Source organism: Streptomyces sp. A3M-1-3 (assembly GCF_024213665.1).
Lineage (GTDB): Bacteria > Actinomycetota > Actinomycetes > Streptomycetales > Streptomycetaceae > Streptomyces.
Genome location: NZ_JANAVP010000007.1, coordinates 268556 through 285925, shown reverse-complemented (window position 1 = coordinate 285925; position 17370 = coordinate 268556). Strand labels below are relative to the sequence as shown.

General features: G+C 69.1%; 9 protein-coding genes, 1 tRNA gene and 1 rRNA gene. 10 read left to right on the top strand and 1 reads right to left on the bottom strand.

Features of this window, described 5'->3' with window-relative positions; genetic code table 11:
* Positions 1-129 precede the first annotated feature (129 nt).
* Together rrf and NLX86_RS11040 are read left to right on the top strand one after the other, a co-directional pair.
* Positions 130-246: ribosomal RNA gene (gene rrf, locus NLX86_RS11045) — 5S ribosomal RNA — on the top strand.
* A gap of 141 nt (positions 247-387) precedes the next feature.
* Positions 388-463 (top strand) — tRNA-Thr (locus NLX86_RS11040).
* 45 nt (positions 464-508) lie between these two features.
* Here NLX86_RS11040 and NLX86_RS11035 read toward each other — a convergent pair.
* Positions 509-3124: a SpoIIE family protein phosphatase gene (locus tag NLX86_RS11035; protein WP_254371452.1), complete on the bottom strand. Its 2616-nt coding sequence runs from the start codon at positions 3122-3124 to the stop codon at positions 509-511.
* 385 nt (positions 3125-3509) lie between these two features.
* Here NLX86_RS11035 and NLX86_RS11030 point away from each other — a divergent pair, with 385 nt between their 5' ends.
* From NLX86_RS11030 to NLX86_RS10995, 8 genes are all read left to right on the top strand, one after another.
* On the top strand, positions 3510-9005 hold the full coding sequence (locus NLX86_RS11030) for a HAMP domain-containing protein (RefSeq protein WP_254371451.1): 5496 nt from the start codon (positions 3510-3512) through the stop codon (positions 9003-9005).
* 247 nt (positions 9006-9252) lie between these two features.
* A complete protein-coding gene (locus NLX86_RS11025; RefSeq protein ID WP_254371450.1) occupies positions 9253-9945 on the top strand; it encodes a two-component system response regulator in 693 nt (230 codons plus the stop codon).
* Between the two features lie 153 nt (positions 9946-10098).
* The gene (locus tag NLX86_RS11020; protein WP_254371449.1) at positions 10099-12870 is read left to right on the top strand and encodes a DNA translocase FtsK; all 2772 of its coding nucleotides are present in this window, start codon (positions 10099-10101) and stop codon (positions 12868-12870) included.
* A gap of 193 nt (positions 12871-13063) precedes the next feature.
* A complete protein-coding gene (locus NLX86_RS11015; protein ID WP_254371448.1) occupies positions 13064-13912 on the top strand; it encodes a helix-turn-helix domain-containing protein in 849 nt (282 codons plus the stop codon).
* Between the two features lie 83 nt (positions 13913-13995).
* Positions 13996-15507: a 30S ribosomal protein S12 methylthiotransferase RimO gene (gene rimO, locus NLX86_RS11010; protein WP_254371447.1), complete on the top strand. Its 1512-nt coding sequence runs from the start codon at positions 13996-13998 to the stop codon at positions 15505-15507.
* Positions 15504-16208 carry a CDP-diacylglycerol--glycerol-3-phosphate 3-phosphatidyltransferase gene (gene pgsA / locus NLX86_RS11005; protein WP_254371446.1) on the top strand — a complete coding sequence of 235 codons (705 nt, stop codon included), beginning with the start codon at positions 15504-15506 and terminating at the stop codon, positions 16206-16208. Before rimO ends, pgsA begins: the two co-directional genes overlap by 4 nt.
* On the top strand, positions 16205-16723 hold the full coding sequence (locus NLX86_RS11000) for a CinA family protein (protein WP_254371445.1): 519 nt from the start codon (positions 16205-16207) through the stop codon (positions 16721-16723). The genes pgsA and NLX86_RS11000 overlap by 4 nt, the downstream gene beginning before the upstream one ends.
* A 109-nt stretch (positions 16724-16832) precedes the next feature.
* Entirely contained in the window at positions 16833-17216 is a 384-nt protein-coding gene (locus NLX86_RS10995; protein ID WP_254371444.1) for a helix-turn-helix domain-containing protein, read from the top strand.
* Positions 17217-17370: the final 154 nt, after the last annotated feature.

Below are 17370 nucleotides of genomic sequence, written 5' to 3'. Positions count from 1 at the left end.
GGAAGCCCGGTAACGGGTGGAGCTGACTGGTACTAATAGGCCGAGGGCTTGTCCTCAGTTGCTCGCGTCCACTGTGTAGTTCTGAAGTAACGACCTGTGTCCTCGCCGGGTTGGTCAACTTCATAGTGTTTCGGTGGTCATTGCGTTAGGGAAACGCCCGGTTACATTCCGAACCCGGAAGCTAAGCCTTTCAGCGCCGATGGTACTGCAGGGGGGACCCTGTGGGAGAGTAGGACGCCGCCGAACAATCATTGGCCTCAACCCCCGACCATCTGCTCGGGGGTTGAGGCATTTCTGCGTTCCGGATTCCTGGGCCGGCTGTCGAGGAGGGGCCAAGGAGGGTGACAGAGTGCCCTCAACTTGGGGTATGCTCTATCTCGTTGCTGCGCCCCAATAGCTCAGTCGGTAGAGCGTCTCCATGGTAAGGAGAAGGTCTACGGTTCGATTCCGTATTGGGGCTCCACACATGAAGAAGGCCCCCGCCTTGAGGCGGGGGCCTTCTTCATGTTCAGTCCTTGTGTGGCTCCGGGACACGCATCGCGAGGATCGCCATGTCGTCCGAGGCCGGCTCGGCGGCGAAGCGCTCCACGGCTCGCAGGACGCGCGAGGCGACCGCTCCTGCCGTGAGCCCGGTGCAGGAGGTCAGCACATCGGCCAGGCCGTCGTCGCCCAACATGCGCGTGCCCTCGCGGCGTTCCGTGACGCCGTCGGTCACGCACAGGAGGACGTCGCCCGGATCGAGGGTGACCGTCTGTTCGTACAGTTCGAGGTCCTCCATCACCCCGAGCAGCGGCTGTGGCTCCGCGGCCGCCTCCACCGAGCCGTCCTGGCGCAGGCGGAGCGGGAGCGGATGCCCCGCGCAGACCACCTTCAGGACGGCGCTGCCGTCCTCCTGCGGCCACAACTCGCCGTACAGAAGGGTCAGGAAGCGGCTGCGGGCGCCCTCGTCGAGGATGGCCGCGTTCAGCCGCTCCAGGACCGCTGGGCCGCCGAAGCCCTCGCGGGCGAGGAGGCGGAGCGCGTGCCGGGCGAGGCCTGTGACGGCGGCGGCCTCGGGGCCCGTGCCGCAGACGTCGCCGATGGCGAAGCCGTACGCGCCGTCGCGGATCGGGAAGAGGTCGTAGAAGTCGCCGCCGACCTCGTTGCCCTCGCCGGCCGCGCGGTAGATGACTTCGACCTCGACGCCGGGGACATCTGGCAGGCCCGGCGGCAGCAGACTGCGCTGCAGGGACTGGCTGATGGCCGTGCGCTCGGAGTACAGGCGGGCGTTGTCGAGGGCGAGGGCCGCCCGGCGGGACAAGTCCTCTGCGAGTTCCAGGATCTCCTGGCGGAAGTGCTCGTCCGACGGTTTGCCGAGGGTCAGCATGCCGATGACGCGGTTGCGGGCGACCAGCGGAAGTACCACGGTCTCGCCGCCCACCGCGGCGGCCGTGGCGAGTGTGGTGCCGATGCCGGAGCTGAGGTGCGGCGCGTTGCCGAGGCCCAGGCTCCGCATGGACGTACGAAGGGCCGCCTGATGGGCGGCCTCGGCCGGAGCGGTCCAGAGCACGGCGCCAGGGGCGGGTACCGGATCGGGCGGGCTGATTTTGGCCAGCAGGGCCTTCAGGCCGTCGATGCGCTCCTCGTCCTCGTGCAGGACGTAGGAGAGGTACGGATCGGAGGACTGGTCGGCGATGGTATAGACGGCGCACCAGGTGGCGAGCGTCGGCACTGTCATCTGGGCCATGAGCGCGAGCGTCTGGTCCCGGTCCAGGGTGCCGGCCAGCAGGTCGGAGGCCTCGACGAGGAACGAGAGGGAGCCTCTGCGGAGGCGTTCGAGCTCGCCGAGGCGCGCGGACTCGACGGCCAGCGCGATGCGGTCGGCGGCGAACTGCAGGCGCAGGGCCTCTTCGTTGGAGTACCGGCCGGCGCCTTCGGCGGCGACGCCGAGCGATCCGGTGAGTCGGCCCTCGACCTTGAGCGGAACGGTGACGACCGAGCGCATTCCGGTGCCGTTCAGCAGCGGGACGGCGCCCGGGACGGCCGCCAGGTCCTCGTGGACCGCGGGCATGCGGGCCGAGCCGTAGCGTCCCGAGCCCGCTTCGACGGGCACGCGGGCGAAACGCTGCCGGGCGGACGGGAGTCCGGTCGTGGCCCGTACTTCGAGTTCTGTCTCGTCGTCAGTTGCCAGCAGGAGGAAGGCGGAGTCCGCGTCGAGCATGTCGCGGGCCCGCTCGACGGTGCGCTGGAGCAGGCCGTCGAGGTCGTCGGGTGCGGGGGAGCCGATGAAGACCTCGAACGGGTCGGCGGCGCGGCCGTCGTGGCCGGAGTCGGTGGACGGGGCGCGGGTCGGTGTCTGGAGGACGGCGCGCTCGTCGTCGCGTACGAGAAGGCAGACGGTGGACGGTTCACCGTCGGTGTCGCGGACGCGGAGGTGGGAGGCGTACACGGGGATGACGCGGCCGTCGGCGCCGCGGATTCCGTAACTGCCTTCCCAGCGGGAGAGTTGGAGGGCCTCGACGATGCCGGTGCCGGTGCCGGGGGTGTGCGGCCACGCCGCGAAGTCGGTGAGCGGCTTGCCGGTGACCTGCTCGCCGGGGTAGCCGAAGAGGTGCTGCGCGTCCTCGTTCCATACGGCGATCGCACCGCCGCGGTCGATCTGGACGACGGCGACGCGCACGCGCGAGTCGGCGACGGGCAGCATGCCGACGGGAAGCGCGGGGCCGGCGGAGCGGGCGCCCACCGGGCGGTCGGGGAGGTCGAGTTGGAACCAGACCTGCTTGTGTGTCGGGGCGTATTCCACGCCCCAGCGGGTGGCCATGGCGGCGCAGAGGAGCAGTCCGCGGCCGCCCTCCTGGTCGGGGCTGCCGAACGGGTGGGCCGGGTTGTGGAGCGGGATCTCGCGTTCCGGGTACCGGTCGGCGACTTCGACGCGTACCCCGTCCTCCGTACGCAGGCAGAGAACGTCGGCGTTGGTGCCCGCGTGCACTACGGCGTTGGTGACGAGCTCGCTGGTGAGGACGACGGCGTCGTCGACGACGTCGGCGAAGCCCCAGCCCTGGAGGGTGTCCCGGACGAAGGCGCGGGCGGTCGCGACGGAACGGCCTACGGGTTCAAAGTTGGCGGCCGCCCGTGCGGTGATCACAGCACTCCCCATTGGTGTCTCGTCGCTCCCCCGAGTTCTGTGCCCGTTTCTTGCGGCTTCGATTCGCTTGCCAGGCTAGACGGTCGGCCCCGGCCCCGTGGCACGGAGTCCTGACTCGCTGGAGCTGATACGGTCCGGCGGTCTATGAGGGGCGTCCGCTGAGGCCGTCCGGTGAAGGGGAGCCGCCGGGGATTCCTGGTGGGTCCTGTGCCCGGTGAGAAGGACAGGGCCGACGCTCTTGTAGGTTCCAACGATTTGACGCTCGCGTGGTCACGTGCCAACTGTTGGCCGGGACCGTGAGCCAAAGTGGAAGACTGAGCCCGCAAGACTGGGCAGGCTTGCGGAGACAGCCCGGGTAGAGGTCGACCCCTGCGGGAGGGACACGGTGGAGTCTGGCGTGACGGCGCGAGGGACGAACACGCGCGCGAAAGGCGGACGGTCCCGGAGCAATGGGACGACGGAAGTGGATACGGCGGCCCTGAACCGGCTGCTGGCCGCCCTGGTGTCCATGCGGGACGGGAACTTCAGGAAGCGGCTCACGGTCTCGGGCGACGGCGTGATGTCGGAGGTCGCCGCCGTCTTCAACGAGGTCGCCGACCGCAATCTGCACCTGACCGGTGAGATGGCCCGGGTCCGGCGGATGGTCGGGCGGGAGGGCAAGCTCAGCGAGCGGCTGGAGACGGGCGCCTGTGAGGGCTCCTGGGCGGCCGCCATCGACGCTTCGAATGCCCTGGTGGACGATCTGGCCAGGCCGGTGTCCGAGGTCGGCAGGGTGCTGTCCGCGGTCGCGGAGGGCGATCTCGACCAGCGGATGGACCTGCGGACGCAGACGCAGGGGACGGACGGCGTGGGGCATCCGCTGCGCGGGGAGTTCCTCAAGGTCGGGCGTACGGTCAACAACCTGGTGGACCAGTTGTCGGCGTTCACCGACGAGGTGACGCGGGTCGCACTCGAGGTGGGCACCGAGGGCAAGCTCGGCGGCCAGGCGCAGGTGCGCGGAATGTCCGGTTCCTGGAAGGATCTGACAGATTCCGTCAACACCATGGCGTACCGGCTCACGGCTCAGGTGCGTGATATTGCTCTCGTGACGACGGCGGTCGCCAAGGGCGATCTGTCCCGGAAAGTCACGGTTCACGTGGCCGGCGAGATGTTGCAGCTGAAGAACACCGTCAACACGATGGTGGACCAGCTCTCCTCGTTCTCCTCCGAGGTGACCCGCGTCGCGCGCGAGGTGGGTACGGAGGGCGAACTCGGCGGCCAGGCGCAGGTGCCCGAGGTCGCCGGCGTATGGAAGGACCTCACGGACTCCGTCAACCTGATGGCGGGCAACCTGACCGCACAGGTACGGGGGATCGCGCAGGTCACCACCGCCGTGGCGAACGGCGACCTGTCACAGAAGGTCACGGTGAGCGCACGCGGCGAGGTCGCCCAACTCGCCGAAACGATCAACCAGATGACGGAGACGCTGCGCACCTTCGCGGACGAGGTGACCCGGGTCGCGAGCGAGGTCGGCGCCGAGGGGCTGCTGGGGGGGCAGGCGCAGGTACCGGGTGCGGCGGGAACGTGGAAGGACCTCACCGATTCGGTGAACACCGTTTTCCGCAACCTCACCACCCAGGTGCGGGACATCGCGCAGGTGACGACGGCGGTCGCGAACGGCGACCTGTCGCAGAAGGTCACCGTCGACGTTGCGGGCGAGATGCTGGAGCTGAAGAACACCGTCAACACGATGGTCGACCAGCTGCAGTCCTTCGGCTCCGAGGTCACCCGCGTGGCGCGCGAGGTCGGCGTCGAGGGCGAACTCGGTGGCCAGGCGCAGGTGCCCGGTGCGGCCGGGACGTGGAAGGACCTCACCGATTCGGTGAACACCGCCTTCCGTAACCTCACCGGGCAGGTACGGAACATCGCGCAGGTGACGACGGCGGTCGCGAACGGCGACCTGTCGCAGAAGGTCACCGTCGACGTGTCCGGCGAGATGCTCCAGCTGAAGAACACCGTGAACACGATGGTGGACCAGCTGTCGTCGTTCGCCGACCAGGTCACGCGGATGGCACGGGACGTGGGTACGGAGGGCCGACTGGGCGGCCAGGCCCGCGTCGACGGCGTGTCCGGCACCTGGAAGGAACTCACCGACTCCGTCAACTTCATGGCGGGGAACCTGACTTCGCAGGTACGCCAGATCGCGCAGGTGACCACCGCGGTGGCCCGCGGCGACCTGTCGCAGAAGATCGACGTGGACGCGCGCGGCGAGATCCTCGAGCTGAAGAACACCATCAACACCATGGTCGACCAGCTCTCCGCCTTCGCGGAGCAGGTCACCAGGGTGGCCCGCGAGGTGGGTACGGACGGGCGGCTCGGCGGCCAGGCGCAGGTGCCCGGCGTGGCCGGAGTGTGGCGCGATCTGACCGACTCGGTGAACGGCATGGCCGGCAACCTCACCGCACAGGTACGCAACATCGCCCAGGTCGCCACCGCGGTGGCCCGCGGTGACCTGTCGCAGAAGATCGACGTGGACGCGCGCGGCGAGATCCTCGAGCTGAAGAACACCCTCAACACGATGGTCGACCAGCTGTCGAACTTCGCGGAGCAGGTGACGAGGGTCGCCCGCGAGGTGGGCACCGAGGGCATCCTCGGCGGCCAGGCCGAGGTGCAGGGTGTCTCCGGCACCTGGAAGGACCTCACCCAGTCCGTCAACTTCATGGCGAACAACCTGACTTCGCAGGTGCGCAACATCGCCGAGGTGACGACCGCGGTCGCCAAGGGCGATCTGTCGAAGAAGATCACCGTTGACGCCAAGGGCGAGATCCTGGAACTGGTGACGACCGTCAACACGATGGTCGACCAGCTGTCGTCGTTCGCCGAGCAGGTCACGCGGGTCGCGCGCGAGGTGGGAACGGAAGGCATTCTCGGCGGCCAGGCCCGGGTGCGCGGTGTCACCGGTATCTGGAAGGACCTGAGCGACAACGTCAACCTGATGGCCAACAACCTGACGTCCCAGGTGCGGAACATCTCGCAGGTCTCGGCCGCGGTCGCCAACGGCGATCTGACCAAGAAGGTGACGGTCGAGGCGCGCGGCGAGGTCGCGCAGCTCGCCGACACCGTCAACACCATGGTGACGACCCTGTCGTCGTTCGCGGACGAGGTGACCCGCGTCGCCCGCGAGGTGGGCACGGAGGGCGAACTCGGCGGCCAGGCACACGTTCCCGGCGTCTCCGGTACGTGGAAGGACCTCACCGAGTCGGTGAACTCGATGGCGTCCAACCTGACCGGCCAGGTGCGCCAGATCGCCATGGTCACCACCGCCATCGCCAAGGGCGATCTCACCAAGAAGATCGACATCGACGCGCGGGGCGAGATCCTGGAGCTGAAGACGACCATCAACACGATGGTCGACCAGCTGTCGTCGTTCGCCGACCAGGTGACTCGGGTGGCCCGCGAGGTGGGTACCGAGGGCATCCTCGGCGGACAGGCCCGGGTGCGGGACGTGGACGGCACCTGGCGCGATCTGACCGAGTCCGTGAACGAGATGGCCGGGAACCTGACCCGTCAGGTGCGCGCGATCGCGGCGGTCGCCACCGCGGTGACCCGCGGCGATCTCAACCTCAAGATCGACGTGGATGCGGCCGGCGAGATCCAGGTGCTGCAGGACAACATCAACACGATGATCGCCAACCTGCGTGACACCACCCTCGCGAACAAGGAACAGGACTGGCTCAAGGGCAACCTGGCCCGTATCTCGGGCCTGATGCAGGGCCGTCGAGACCTGGACGACGTGGCCTCGCTGATCATGAGCGAGCTGACCCCGGTCGTCTCGGCGCAGCACGGCGCGTTCTTCCTCGCGATGCCGACCGGCACCGGCCAGGAGATCGGTGCCGAGGGCGCGAAGGAGGTCTCGTACGAACTGCGGATGCGCGGCAGTTACGCGTACGCGGGCGGTGCGATGCCGACGTCCTTCCGGCCCGGCGAGGGCCTCATCGGCATGGTCGCCGAGGAGAAGCGGACGATCCTGGTGGAGAACACACCGCCGGGCTATCTGAAGATCTCCTCGGGTCTGGGCGAGGCGCCGCCGGCCCATGTGATCGTGCTGCCCGTGCTGTTCGAGGGGAAGATCCTCGGCGTGATCGAGCTGGCCTCCTTCCAGCCCTTCACACAGATCCAGAAGGACTTCCTCAGCCAGATCGCCGAGATGATCGCGACGAGCGTCAACACGATCAGCGTCAACACCAAGACCGAGGTGCTGCTGAAGCAGTCGCAGGAGCTGACCGAGCAGTTGCGCGAGCGCTCGGCGGAGCTGGAGAACCGGCAGAAGGCCCTTCAGGAGTCCAATGCCGAACTGGAGGAGAAGGCCGAGCTGCTGGCCCAGCAGAACCGCGACATCGAGGTGAAGAACACCGAGATCGAAGAGGCCCGGCAGGTGCTCGAGGAGCGTGCCGAGCAGCTGGCGGTCTCCATGCGGTACAAGAGTGAGTTCCTGGCGAACATGTCGCACGAGCTGCGCACGCCGCTCAACTCGCTGCTGATCCTCGCCAAGCTGCTCGCCGACAACGCCGAGGGCAACCTGTCGCCGAAGCAGGTGGAGTTCGCCGAGACGATCCACGGTGCCGGCTCCGACCTGCTCCAGCTGATCAACGACATCCTCGACCTGTCGAAGGTCGAGGCGGGCAAGATGGACGTCAGCCCGACCCGGATCGCGCTGGTCCAGCTCGTCGACTATGTGGAGGCCACCTTCCGGCCGCTCACCGCGGAGAAGGGGCTGGACTTCTCCGTACGGGTGTCGCCGGAGCTGCCCGCGACGCTGCACACCGACGAGCAGCGGCTGCTGCAGGTGCTGCGCAACCTCCTGTCCAACGCGGTGAAGTTCACCGACACCGGGGCTGTGGAGCTGGTCATCCGGCCGGCCAGTGCCGATGTGCCGCATGCGATCCGCGAGCAGCTGCTCGAAGCCGGTTCGCTGCAGGACGCGGACGCCGACCTGATCGCCTTCTCGGTCACTGACACCGGCATCGGGATCGCGGCGAGCAAGATGCGGGTCATCTTCGAGGCGTTCAAGCAGGCGGACGGGACGACGAGCAGGAAGTACGGCGGTACGGGGCTGGGCCTGTCCATCAGCCGGGAGATCGCCCGGCTGCTGGGCGGCGAGATCCACGCGGCCAGTGAGCCCGGCCGCGGCTCCACCTTCACGCTGTACCTGCCCCTGCACCCGAGTGAACTGCCGCCGCAGGGCTACCCGCAGCTCGCCCCGGGCGGTATCGACCTGGGCCGGGGCGCGGCCGGAGGCGGGGTTGCCGGTGACACGGCCGGGGAAGCGGCCGGCCAGGCGGGGGCGCCCGCGTACGCCGAGCCCCACCACGGCCCCGCGGCGCTGTTCCGCAGGCGCCGTAAGGCCGTGAGCCCGACGCGGCAGCGGCCTGTGCTGCCCGGGCAGCCCAACGGCGGCCAGGCCACCGCGCAGGAGGCGTGGGCGGCCGAGCAGGAGGAGGCGGCGGCGCCGCGCACCTTCGACTTCCACGGTGAGAAGGTGCTGATCGTCGACGACGACATCCGCAACGTCTTCGCGCTCACCAGCGTGCTGGAGCAGCACGGTCTCTCGGTGCTGTACGCGGAGAACGGCCGGGAGGGCATCGAAGTCCTGGAACAGCACGACGATGTGACGGTCGTACTGATGGACATCATGATGCCGGAGATGGACGGCTATGCGACGACCACGGCGATCCGCAGGATGCCGCAGTTCGCCGGGCTGCCCATCATCGCGCTGACCGCGAAGGCCATGAAGGGCGACCGGGAGAAGGCGATCGAGTCCGGTGCTTCGGACTACGTCACCAAGCCGGTTGATCCTGACCATCTGCTGTCGGTGATGGAGCAGTGGATGCGCGGTAAGTGATCGACTGCTGGGCGAATAATGGTCGGTTGCTGACTCACTGTGGCCGATGACGTGTGGGAGGGCGGTAATCGGGGAACCTTCTGGTCTCCCACTGCGTTTCTGCTACGTGCACAGTGACATCGCGGTGACAGGGTGTGGCGACAGGTGGGGTGCGGCTACCATGACCGGCACAAGGACGGGCGGCGCAAGGGAGTCGTCGTCCCCTGGGGCGGCGCCCGGTTCACTGCCGGGGCGAGGAGGACGGGCCATGGTGCAGAAGGCCAAGATCCTCCTGGTCGATGACCGGCCGGAGAATCTGCTGGCGCTGGAGGCCATCCTCTCTGCGCTCGATCAGACACTGGTGCGGGCATCGTCAGGGGAGGAAGCGCTCAAAGCACTGCTCACGGACGATTTCGCAGTGATTCTGCTGGATGTCCAGATGCCGGGAATGGACGGTTTCGAAACCGCCGCCCACATCAAACGGCGGGAGCGGACCCGGGACATCCCGATCATCTTCCTCACCGCGATCAACCACGGACCCCATCACACCTTCCGGGGCTACGCGGCGGGGGCCGTGGACTACATCTCGAAGCCGTTCGACCCGTGGGTGCTGCGCGCCAAGGTCTCGGTCTTCGTCGAGCTCTACATGAAGAACTGCCAACTGCGGGAGCAGGCGGCGCTGCTGCGGCTGCAACTGGAGGGCGGCGGCCGGTCCGGCGTGGGGCACGCCAAGGAGCCCGCCGGCCTGCTGGCCGAACTCTCCGCGCGCCTCGCGGCCGTTGAGGAGCAGGCGGAGGCGCTGTCGAAGCAGCTCGACGACGACTCGGCGGACGCGGCGGCCGTCGCCACCGCCGCGCACCTCGAGCGCAAACTCACCGGGCTGCGGCGGGCCCTGGACGCCCTGGAACCGGGTACCGGCGGCGCCAACGGCGGACCACCGTCGCTGCCCGCCCAGAACTGAGCGCACAGAACCGACCGCACAGAACTGACCGCCTCGCAAGGCCCCGCAGGCCCTTGATGTCGCGTCAGCTCCGCGGCGCCGTCGCGGCGACACGAACGGGTGAAGCAGTGTGCGCACGTGTCCACTGCCGTCGACACCGGTAACCTCCCCCTCATGGCCTCACGTACGTCCGGCAAGGGTTCCCAGGGCACGGCGGGTCCCGCAAGGCCGCGCGCCGGCCGTACGACGGGAGCGGCGAAGAAGGCGGCGCCCGCGAAGAGAGCCGCTGCGAAGAAGGCCGTGCCCGCGAAGCGCGCGCCCGCCAAGAAGGCGGCGGCGAGGCCCGCTCCAAAACCGGCACCGTCTCCCACGGGAGGCGTATACCGGCTCGCGCGCGCCCTCTGGCTCGGGATCGCGCACGCGGTGGGTGCGATGTTCCGCGGCATAGGGCGCGGCGCCAAAGGCCTCGACCCGGCCCACCGCAAGGACGGCCTCGCGCTGCTGCTGCTCGGCCTGGCTCTGGTCGTCGCGGCCGGCACCTGGTCGAATCTGCGCGGCCCGGTCGGCGACCTCGTCGAGATGCTGGTGACCGGCGCGTTCGGCCGGCTCGACCTGCTGGTGCCGATACTGCTGGGCACCGTCGCGGTACGCCTGATCCGGCACCCGGAGAAACCGGAGGCCAACGGCCGGATCGTCGTCGGACTGTCCGCCCTGGTCATCGGCGTCCTGGGACAGGTGCACATCGCCTGTGGCTCGCCGGGCCGTGGTGAGGGCACCGAGGCGATGCAGGACGCGGGCGGGCTCATCGGCTGGGCCGCCTCCAAGCCGCTGATCTTCACCATGGGCTCGGTACTCGCCGTCCCGCTGCTCGTGCTGCTCACCGTGTTCGGCCTGCTCGTCGTCACCGCGACCCCGGTCAACGCCATCCCGCAGCGGCTGCGGCTGCTGGGCTCGAAGCTCGGACTGGTAGATCCCGAGCGCGCGTCCGACGCGGGCGAGGAGGCAATGGACGACGAGCGGTACGACGAGCAGTGGCGGGAGTCGCTGCCCGCCCGCTCCCGGCGCTCGTCGGTACGCAGGGGCGCCGAGGCTTTCGCCGGCCACGACTCCGAGCAGGTCGGGGAAGAGTCGCTGTCCACGCGCCGCCGGCCGCGCCGCCCGTCCGTAGGGCCCGCGCTCGACCGTCCCATGGACGCCGTGGACGTGGCCGCCGCCGCGGCCGCCGCGCTCGACGGGGCCGTACTGAACGGGATGCCGCCCTCTGCGCTGGTCGCGGATCTCACCCAGGGCGTCTCCGGCGACCGGTCCGCGGCCGCGGCGCCGGTACCGGGCGCCCGCGAGGCCGCGGAGCCCGACAGCCGCAGGCCCGAGGCCGGCCGGCCCGTGGCCGCCGTGCCCGATCTGACGAAGTCCTCGCCCCGGGAGTCGCAGCCCATGCCCCAGCGGGCGGAGCAGCTCCAGCTCTCCGGCGACATCACCTACGCGCTGCCCTCGCTGGACCTGCTGGAGCGCGGTGGCCCCGGCAAGACCCGCAGCGCCGCCAACGACGCCGTGGTGGCCTCGCTGACGAACGTCTTCACGGAGTTCAAGGTCGACGCGGCCGTCACCGGCTTCACCCGCGGCCCGACGGTCACCCGGTACGAGGTCGAACTCGGCCCCGCGGTGAAGGTCGAGCGGATCACCGCGCTGACCAAGAACATCGCCTACGCCGTGGCGAGCCCCGACGTACGGATCATCAGCCCGATCCCCGGCAAGTCCGCCGTCGGCATCGAGATCCCCAACACCGACCGCGAGATGGTCAACCTCGGAGATGTGCTGCGTCTCGCGGACGCCGCCGAGGACGACCACCCGATGCTGGTGGCGCTCGGCAAGGACGTCGAGGGCGGCTATGTGATGGCCAACCTCGCCAAGATGCCGCACGTCCTGGTCGCCGGTGCGACCGGATCGGGAAAGTCCTCCTGTATCAACTGCCTGATCACCTCGGTGATGGTGCGGGCGACCCCCGAGGACGTCCGGATGGTCCTGGTGGACCCCAAGCGGGTCGAGCTGACCGCGTACGAAGGCATTCCGCACCTGATCACGCCGATCATCACCAACCCGAAGCGGGCCGCCGAGGCACTCCAGTGGGTCGTACGCGAGATGGACCTGCGCTACGACGACCTCGCGGCGTTCGGCTTCCGGCACATCGACGACTTCAACCGGGCGGTACGCAACGGCAAGGTCAAGCCGCCCGACGGCAGCGAACGGGAGCTGTCGCCGTATCCGTATCTGCTGGTGATCGTCGACGAGCTGGCCGACCTGATGATGGTCGCGCCGCGCGACGTCGAGGACGCCATCGTCCGCATCACCCAGCTCGCCCGCGCCGCCGGCATCCATCTGGTGCTCGCCACCCAGCGGCCCTCGGTCGACGTCGTCACCGGCCTGATCAAGGCGAACGTGCCCTCGCGGCTCGCCTTCGCCACCTCCTCGCTCGCCGACAGCCGGGTCATTCTCGACCAGCCGGGCGCCGAGAAACTGATCGGCAAGGGCGACGGACTGTTCCTGCCGATGGGCGCCAACAAGCCGACTCGTATGCAGGGCGCGTTCGTCACCGAGGCTGAAGTCGCGGCAGTCGTCCAGCACTGCAAGGATCAGATGGCGCCGGTCTTCCGCGAGGACGTCGTGGTCGGCCAGGCGAAGAAGAGGGAGATCGACGAGGAGATCGGCGACGATCTCGACCTGCTCTGCCAGGCGGCGGAGCTGGTGGTTTCCACGCAGTTCGGCTCCACCTCGATGCTTCAGCGCAAACTGCGGGTCGGCTTCGCGAAAGCGGGACGTCTGATGGATCTGATGGAGTCGCGAGGTGTCGTCGGGCCGAGCGAGGGTTCGAAGGCGCGTGATGTCCTGGTGAAACCGGACGAACTGGATGGAGTGCTCGCCGTGATCCGCGGGGAGGCTCACCCGTAAGGGGATCGGATCGGCAGGCAACCGTTTCCCTTGGGCGTACGTCAAGTTGAGGGGAGGGACGGTGATGTCCCGTCATCAGGTCACAAAGCCATTCTGATGGCGTACAAAGTCCACCCTCCCGGTTGCTCCCTCCTTTCGTACCACCCCTAGACTGAACGTCCAGCAGGTGGTTACACGCTCGAAAGGCACCCCCGTGTCCATCGGCAACTCCCCCGAAGACGACCGGCCTTCGCTCGGCGACGACGACAGGCCCTCGATCGGTCGTGCCCTCCAGCAGGCCCGTGTCGACGCCGGACTCACGGTCGACGAGGTCAGTACCATCACCCGGGTGCGCATCCCTATCGTGCACGCGATCGAACAGGACGATTTCACGCGCTGCGGCGGCGACGTCTACGCGCGCGGTCACATCCGTACGCTCGCCCGCGCCGTGGGCATGGACCCGGCCGGTCTGATCGAGCAGTTCGACGCCGAGCACGGCGGCCGGCCCGCGCCGACGCCCGCCGCTCCGATGTTCGAGGCGGAGCGGATCCGGCCCGAGCGCCAGCGGCCCAACTGGACCGCGGCCATGGTGGCGGCAATCGTCGCCATCATCGGGTTCGTCGGCTTCACCATGTTCAATGGCGGGGACGAGGGCGACAAGGGCAACGCGGTGGCGGAAGGTTCCGCGCCGCCGCAACCCGCGCCCAAGCCCCCGGCCAGCAAGCCGGCCCCCGACCCGACGCCCGATCCTTCGGACAGCGCCATCGCGGCGGCCCCGAAGGACATGGTGACCGTCAAGATGACGGCCGTGGACCGCAAGAGCTGGATCTCCGCGAAGGACCACAACGGCCGGCTGTTGTTCGACGGCATGCTGGAGGCCGGCGACTCCAAGACCTTCACCGACAAGGAGGAGGTCGAGCTGGTGCTCGGCGACGCCGGGGCGATCCAGCTGTTCGTGAACGGCCAGGAGATCAAGGACGAGTTCCAGCCCGGCCAGGTCGAGCGGCTCACGTACACGAAGGACGACCCGCAGCAGGACGAGGACGACCCGCAGGCCGGCTAGCGGCAGCGTGATCTCCCGGGCCGTGATCCACGGCCCGGGCCTCCCGGCAGGGGCTCCGGCTGGGACAAAGTAGTCTTGAGTCCATGCCCGAACGCCGTACCGTCGCCCTTGTCACTCTTGGCTGCGCCCGTAACGAGGTGGACTCGGAGGAGCTGGCAGGCCGCTTGGCAGCGGACGGCTGGGAGCTCGTCGAGGACGCCTCCGACGCGGATGTCGCCGTCGTCAACACCTGCGGCTTCGTCGAAGCCGCCAAGAAGGACTCCGTAGACGCCCTGCTGGAAGCCAACGATCTCAAGGATCACGGCAAGACCCAGGCCGTCGTGGCCGTCGGCTGTATGGCCGAGCGGTACGGCAAGGAGCTCGCCGAAGCCCTGCCCGAAGCGGACGGTGTGCTCGGTTTCGACGACTACGCCGACATCTCCGACCGGCTGCAGACCATCCTCAACGGCGGCATCCACGCCTCCCACACCCCTCGCGACCGGCGCAAACTGCTGCCGATCAGCCCTGCCGAGCGGCAGGAAGCCGACGCCGTGGCGCTGCCCGGCCACGCTCAGGTGCAGGTTCAGGACGTGGCCCCCGCTCCGGAGGATCTGCCGGAGGGCGTCGCGCCCGTGTCCGGCCCCCGTGCGCCGCTGCGCCGCCGCCTCGGCAGCAGCCCCGTCGCGTCGGTGAAGCTCGCCTCGGGCTGCGACCGCCGCTGCACCTTCTGCGCCATCCCGTCCTTCCGCGGCTCCTTCATCTCGCGGCGTCCCTCGGACGTGCTGGGCGAGACCCGCTGGCTGGCCGAGCAGGGCGTCAAGGAGGTCATGCTGGTCTCCGAGAACAACACCTCGTACGGCAAGGACTTCGGCGACATCCGGCTGCTGGAGACGCTGCTGCCCGAGCTGGCGGAGGTCGACGGCATCGAGCGGGTACGGGTCAGCTATCTGCAGCCCGCGGAGATGCGTCCCGGCCTGATCGACGTACTCACCTCGACCCCGAAGATCGCGCCGTACTTCGATCTGTCCTTCCAGCACTCGGCGCCCGGTGTGCTGCGTGCGATGCGGCGCTTCGGGGACACCGACCGCTTCCTGGAGCTGCTCGACACCATCCGGACGAAGGCGCCTCAGGCCGGTGTCCGGTCGAACTTCATCGTGGGCTTCCCCGGCGAGACCGAGGGCGACCTGGCTGAGCTGGAGCGCTTCCTCACCGGTGCGCGCCTGGACGCCATCGGGGTCTTCGGCTACTCCGACGAGGAGGGCACCGAGGCGGTCTCGTACGACCACAAGCTGGACGCTGACGTCATCGCAGAGCGGCTGGCGCACATCTCGCGGCTCGCGGAGGAGCTGACCTCGCAGCGCGCCGAGGAGCGGCTCGGTGAGACGGTCGAGGTGCTCGTGGAGTCCGTGGACGGCGAGGACGGCGCGGTGGGCCGGGCGGCGCACCAGGCGCCCGAGACCGACGGACAGGTGGTGTTCACGACAAGCCAGGGGCTGGTCCCCGGTCGTATGGTCGTGGCGAAGGTGGTCGACACCGAGGGCGTCGACCTGGTGGCCGAGTTCTGCGACGTTCTGGGGGACGGCCCCCGGACCCCCTGTGAGGAGGCGGGCAGATGACCGGAGTCCCGGCATCCGCGGCGGGCGGATCCGGCACGAAGCCGGCGCCCGGCGGCAAGCTGGGGGCTGCGGCGGTCAATCAGGCCAGCCTGTGGAACATCGCCAACATCCTCACCATGATCCGCTTGGTGCTGGTGCCCGGCTTCGTCCTGCTGATGCTGCAGGACGGCGGTTACGACCCGGCCTGGCGGGCCTGGGCCTGGGCCGCGTTCGCCGTCGCCATGATCACCGACATCTTCGACGGCCATCTCGCGCGTACGTACAACCTGGTCACGGACTTCGGGAAGATCGCCGACCCGATCGCCGACAAGGCGATCATGGGAGCCGCGCTGCTGTGCCTGTCTGCTCTCGGAGACCTGCCCTGGTGGGTGACGGGTGTGATCCTCTTCCGTGAGCTCGGCATCACCCTGATGCGCTTCTGGGTGATCAAGCACGGGGTGATTCCGGCCAGCCGTGGCGGCAAGATGAAGACCCTGGTGCAGGGGGCGGCCGTCGGGATGTACGTCCTGGCGCTCACCGGGCCGCTGGCCACCCTGCGCTTCTGGGTGATGGCACTGGCCGTCGTGCTGACGGTCGTGACCGGTCTCGACTATGTGCGCCAGGCCGTGGTGCTCAGGCGCCAGGGGCTGGCCGCCGCACGGGCCGCCCAGCAGTCCGCGCAGGAGTCGGCACGGGACTCCACGCGGGAGTCCGGGCAGTGACGGAGCGCGTCGCGGACGCGGCCGGGGTGCTGCGGCTGCTTGCTGAGCGTGGCGAGACGCTGGCCGTCGCCGAGTCCCTGACCGGCGGCCTGGTGGCCGCCGAGCTGACGTCCGTACCCGGTGCGTCCCGGTCGTTCCGGGGGTCCGTCACCGCGTACGCGACCGAGATCAAGCGCGATGTGCTCGGCGTCGACGGGGAGCTGCTGTCGGTGCGCGGCGCGGTGGATGCCGAGGTCGCGCGGCAGATGGCTGCGGGAGTGCGCCGGGCGCTGGGCGCGAGCTGGGGGATCGCGACCACGGGGGTGGCCGGTCCTGAGCCGCAGGACGGGCAGCCTGTGGGGACCGTCCACGTCGCGGTGGAGGGCCCGGCAGGCGGGAAAGTCGCCTCGCTGCGGTTGAACGGCGAGCGGGCGGACATCCGTATGGAGAGTGTACGGAGGGTGCTCGAGCTGCTCTCCGGCGAACTCGACGAGAATGCGCGGGCACAGGATACGGAACGGAACGGGGGGATTTGATGTTTGCAGCCCTGAGTGAACACGACATCGCTCCCCGCACGGCCGCAGCGCGAGGCGGTACGGTGGGGCGTGAAGGATGCGGCTACGCGGTCCGAGGAGGGAGCCACCGATGATTCTGCTCCGTCGCCTGCTGGGTGACGTGCTGCGTCGGCAGCGCCAGCGCCAGGGCCGTACTCTGCGCGAAGTCTCCTCGTCCGCCCGGGTATCGCTCGGCTATCTCTCCGAGGTGGAGCGGGGGCAGAAGGAGGCGTCCTCCGAGCTGCTCTCCGCGATCTGCGACGCGCTTGACGTACGGATGTCCGAGCTGATGCGCGAAGTGAGTGACGAGCTGTCCCTCGCCGAGCTGGCCCAGTCGGCAGCGGCGAGTGACACGGTGCCTGCGCCAGTACGCCCGATGCTCAATTCGGTCTCTGTGACGTCCGTTACAGGTGGCCCGCCGGAGCGAGTGACGATCAAGGCCCCCGCGGAAGCGGTGGACGTCGTCGCTGCCTGATTCGGTTCGTACGAATCCGTACGAAGACGTTTGCGCCGGAGCCCCGGTCGGTACTCGTGTGCCGGCCGGGGCTCTTGTCGTCCCCGGCTCCAGAGCCCTTCAACTGACCGAATTAGGGCGTTTGTGCCATGGTTGAGGGGATCGCACATGAATC